Annotated in this window: 4 protein-coding genes; 3 read left to right on the plus strand and 1 reads right to left on the minus strand. The window is 59.5% G+C overall.

Annotated features, from left to right (window positions below; all coding sequences use genetic code 11):
• On the minus strand, positions 1-1139 hold a 1139-nt coding region (gene mutY, locus V6C16_RS08355; RefSeq protein ID WP_333543002.1), incomplete at its 3' end, for an A/G-specific adenine glycosylase.
• Between the two features lie 121 nt (positions 1140-1260).
• On the opposite strand from mutY, the gene V6C16_RS08360 reads away from it, so the two are divergent.
• The 3 genes from V6C16_RS08360 to V6C16_RS08370 all read left to right on the plus strand — a co-directional run bounded on the left by V6C16_RS08360 (position 1261) and on the right by V6C16_RS08370 (position 3489).
• A complete protein-coding gene (locus V6C16_RS08360) occupies positions 1261-1770 on the plus strand; it encodes a peptidylprolyl isomerase (protein ID WP_333535562.1) in 510 nt (169 codons plus the stop codon).
• Between the two features lie 450 nt (positions 1771-2220).
• The gene (locus V6C16_RS08365; protein WP_333535563.1) at positions 2221-2700 is read left to right on the plus strand and encodes a DinB family protein; all 480 of its coding nucleotides are present in this window, start codon (positions 2221-2223) and stop codon (positions 2698-2700) included.
• Between the two features lie 273 nt (positions 2701-2973).
• Positions 2974-3489: a YceI family protein gene (locus V6C16_RS08370; protein WP_333535564.1), complete on the plus strand. Its 516-nt coding sequence runs from the start codon at positions 2974-2976 to the stop codon at positions 3487-3489.
• Positions 3490-4547 lie beyond the last annotated feature (1058 nt).

The raw sequence follows: 4547 nt of genomic DNA on the forward strand, positions 1-4547 counted from the left end.
GGCGGCGTGGGGCCGGGGGCGTCGTGGGGGCGCGGCCCCGTGCCATCAGGATTTCCGGCAAGCTCAAGGCCGAAGCAGTGCAGGGTAAGCCGGTAGGTAGTGTAGCCGTGGCGGATGACGCCGTATCTGGCCGTCACCTGCACCTCAAATCCCGTTTCTTCCATAAATTCGCGAACCACGGCCTGTTCCGGGCTTTCGCCCGGCTCAACCCTGCCTCCGGGAAATTCCCACAGATTGCCCCATACTCCAGAGGCCGGGCGCTTTTGCACAAAAAGTTTTTCTCCGCAGCGCAGCACGCCTGTGACCGCATTGACCGGGGTTATGACGGCCCGCTTGCCCGGAACCGGCCGCTGATCTTCAATGCCCAGATGGCGGCTTGTGCAGAAAGCCTCCAGAGGGCAGGAGGCGCAGCGCGGTTTTTTGCGGCACACAAGCGCCCCAAGCTCCATCATGGCCTGGTTGTGGGCGCGGGCCTTGCCTTCGGGAACAAGCCTGAGCGCCCACCGGTGGATGACGCCTGCGGCAGGCTCCTGCTTGACCGGGCTGTCCACGTCAAAAATGCGCGAAACAACACGCTCCACATTGGCGTCAACGCAGGGCAGTTTTTCTTCAAAGGCAATGCTGGCAATGGCCCCGGCCGTGTATGGCCCCACCCCGGGCAGGGCGCGGATGTCAGCAGGATCGCGGGGGAATATGCCACCATGTTCGGCCATGATTTTACGGGCCGCCGCATGGATGTGCCGCGCGCGCGAGTAGTAGCCAAGCCCTTCCCACATGCGCAGCACGTCTTCTTCATGCGCGGCCGCCAGGGCGGCAATGTCGGGGAAGCGTTCCATCCAGCGGATGAAATAGCTTACGCCGCGCTCCATCTGCGTCTGTTGCAGCATGACCTCAGAAATCCAGACCTCATACGGCGTATAGCTGTTCCGCCACGGCAGGGCGCGCTGGTGGACGGCAAACCAGTCCAGCAGGGCGTTTTGCAGCGCGGGGACATGGTCTTCCGGCGGAAAATAGCGTGGCGGGCGGCCTGGGGAAATTTGCGCAACGGCCTCTTCCAGTCCGGGCAGCGGATTGGAGACGGCGCGGGAATTTTTGCCTGTTTTGGGGGCTGCGGGGGATTTTATGGCTTTCGGGGACATGTGGGCAGTCTATACCCGGCGGCGGGCATTGTCATCTGGCGGGGCATGGCCTATATTCCGGGGCGGGCGCATCCCGGCCTTTGCCGTAGCGCGCCGCCACCACAAGTAGCAAGGAGCTGTCATGGCTGATAATCCCACGGTTTTGCTGGAAACCACGTCCGGCGACATTTTGCTGGAACTTTTCCCCGACAAGGCCCCGAAAACCGTTGCCAACTTTCTGCAGTATGTGGATGATGGTTTTTACAACAATACCATTTTCCACCGCGTTATCCCCGGCTTCATGATCCAGGGCGGCGGCCTCGGCGCGCGCATGGACGAAAAAGCCACGCGCGAGCCTGTTGCCAACGAGGCCGATAACGGCGTGAAAAACGAGCGCGGAACCATCGCCATGGCCCGCACGCGTGACCCGCACAGCGCCACCGCCCAGTTTTTTATCAACCTGGTGGACAATGATTTTCTCAACCACAGCGCCCCCACCCTTGACGGCTGGGGCTACTGCGCGTTCGGCCGCGTGACCGAGGGCATGGAAATTGTTGAAAAGATTGCCAAGGTTAAAACCAAGAGCATGGGCATGCACGAAAACGTGCCTGTGGACATGGTGCTCATTACCGGGGCCAGCCGCTTCGAGTAATATTTTGCCGCCGCAAGGCGAGCAGTCAGTGCGCAAGGGCAGGTCGACGACGGGCTATTTATGCCGTCGAAATGCCCCGGCCTTGCAGCGCGAAGCGCTGCAAGGCCCGCGAGGTTGGCGCAGGCGGTCTTTGCCGCCGTTAAACGCAATCTCACGACGAAACTGCTCAAAAGGCGCGTCCCGGTCTTGTACCCGAGGGCGCGCCTTGTTTTTTGGGTATCTGCCGGCAGAAATCATGCGCTGCTGCGGGCCTCGATTTTTGTTCAGCCTGAAGCACCGCGCAAAATCACCGCCCGATGGGGGCAGCCCGGGCTGCGGGCATCTGTGGTATCCGCTTTGCACTCGCCGGGGACTTTGCTATGCTGGCATTGACCGGAGCGCCCGGCGGCTGTGCCGCCGCATCGGACCGGCGCGCCGGGACATCTCCACCACCAACGTAAGGAGACCCTTATGTCCCGTGATATCATCAATGCCATCCAGGCTCCCTATCGCCATTCCTGGAGCCTGCTCACCCAGTTTATGGATGTCTGCCCGGAGAATATCTGGAATGAAACGCGCGGCGGCTGGCCTGTCTGGCAGCAGATAGCCCATACCATTGCCGTGCTGAACTTCTTTACCCTGGGCGAAAATGAAGCCCCTCTGCCCGCACCCTGCGACCAGGCCACGCTGATGCTCAAAATGCAAGGCTCCTGCGCTGTCAGCAAGGATGCCATGCGTGACTATGCGGAGGCTGTGCGCCTGTGTGTGGATGGCTGGCTGGAAGGCATTTCGGACGCGGATCTCGTCCGGGTACACACGGTGCTGAGCAAAAAAGTCGGCAGGGACGTCACCTATGGGGCGGCCGTAGCCATGCTTGCCAGCCACACCTGTTACCACATTGGTTCCTGTGACGCGGCCCTGCGCGACAACGGCCTGCCCGGAGTGTTTTAGCGCGATTGCATCGCGGGGCTGTTGCGGCGGCTGCGCGAGATGGCTGGCTGCGAATGCCTGCCCGAATGTCTGCCGTGGTTTGCGTGATGCCATCGCGGGTCAAACCATGCCTTTGTTTTTCATCGCGCTTCTGCGCCCGCGTTTGCGAGCCATCTGCCAGAAAATCTCCAATACCGCTTCATAACGGGGCAGTCACCGGCCCGGGCCGCCCCGTATGCATGAACACAGCGGCAATCTGTCGGCTGCCGGGCCATATAAAACAAGGAGAAAGCCATGACCACATGGAAGAGTGACCCCGCCCATTCCCGCCTTGGCTTTGTTGTCAGGCATATCACGATTACAGATATAAGCGGCAGGTTTGCGGAATTTACCGCCTCGGTCCAGATCGGCAAGGATGACCTTTCCGACGCAAAATTCAACATGGCCGCACGCGTGGCCGCCATTGACACCGATGTGCCCGCGCGGGACGAGCACTTGCGCAGTGCTGATTTTTTTGAAGCCGAAACCTATCCTGAAATCACCTTTGCCAGCAGCCAGGTTCGCATGGAAGGCAAGGGCGAAGGCAAGATCAGCGGGGCGCTGACCCTGCACGGCGTCACAAAGGACGTGACGTTCAGTATCCGGGCCAGCGAAGTGGTGACCAACCCCATGAACAATGCTCCTACCCGCGCCTTCAAGGTGTGGGGCAGTATAAAGCGGAGCGAGTTTGGCCTTGGCCCCAGTATTCCTGCGCTTATTGTAGGCGAGGAGGTTCATGTTACGGCTGATGTGGAGTGCTCCCCCGCCTAGGGCCTTGAACACCAGAAATGCCCGCCCGTGGCGACAGGACGTCAAATGCCCGTTCCGGATCACCGGAACGGGCATTTTTGCCGACAGGTAAAACTGGGGAGCAAATTCGGGCATCGGGCCTGAGGGCATAGAGCAATTTCACTTTGAAATTGCTCTGGCGGCTGCGTGAGCAGTCGCCCGCCGCGAAGGCGTAAGCGCAATTTATTTGCGCGGTTAAACGCCGAAGCGAGCGTGTCTTAAACTTTGAAAATGTACATTTTCAAAGTTAATCTGCTCTAGATCAGCAGGCCCGATCTGGCTGCATCCACGAGGGCTTTCGCCCGGGGCGCTGAAAAGCCGAGGCCCGCCTTTGCGGGCGGGCCTCCGGTCGTGCTGCCAACCTTGGACGCATGGCGCGCTCCACAGCATGACCGTATTTTTATGGCGCACTGACGGCGCATGACTGGGTAATTATCCGGGCGGCGGCGTCTGCCGTGGGTGCAAGACGCCGCCGCCTGTTGACTCCGGCGGTTTCGTGCCTTCCGGAGCTTACGGCCATGCCGCCTGCAGCGGTCTGGGGCAATAGACCTGCGAGGAACGGCTGGGGCATGTATGGCCGTTCTGAAATCTCTGCGCAGCAGTGCCGGAACTGTCAGGCTCAGCCCGGTGCAGTTTTGTGTTACGAACTTTAAAAAGATGCTACATGTGGAAAAATGTTTTGGCAAGCGAAAAAACACGTTTTCTAAAAACGTGTTACGAGGAGGGCAAAAACTATTCTTCAAACCAGGGATGTTACGGATATAGCTAAAGAAATTGTCTTTTGAGACTGTCCCTGGATTGTCCCTGGATTGCCCCTGATCTGGGGAGGAACAGAGGCAGCAACGCTTTTTTGCCTGTTGCCGTTTCCCGGTCAATCTCGTTGAGGCATTGCGTCTGCCCGGCGGCAGCGCGCACTAGAGCAGATTAACTTTGAGAATATACATTCTCAAAGTTTAAGGCACGCTCACTTCGGCGTTTAACCGCGCAGATAAACTGCGCTTACGCCTCCGTAGCGAACGTCTGCTCACGCAGCCGCCAGA

It is taken from the genome of Desulfovibrio sp. 1188_IL3213 (assembly GCF_036763145.1).
Lineage (GTDB): Bacteria > Desulfobacterota > Desulfovibrionia > Desulfovibrionales > Desulfovibrionaceae > Desulfovibrio.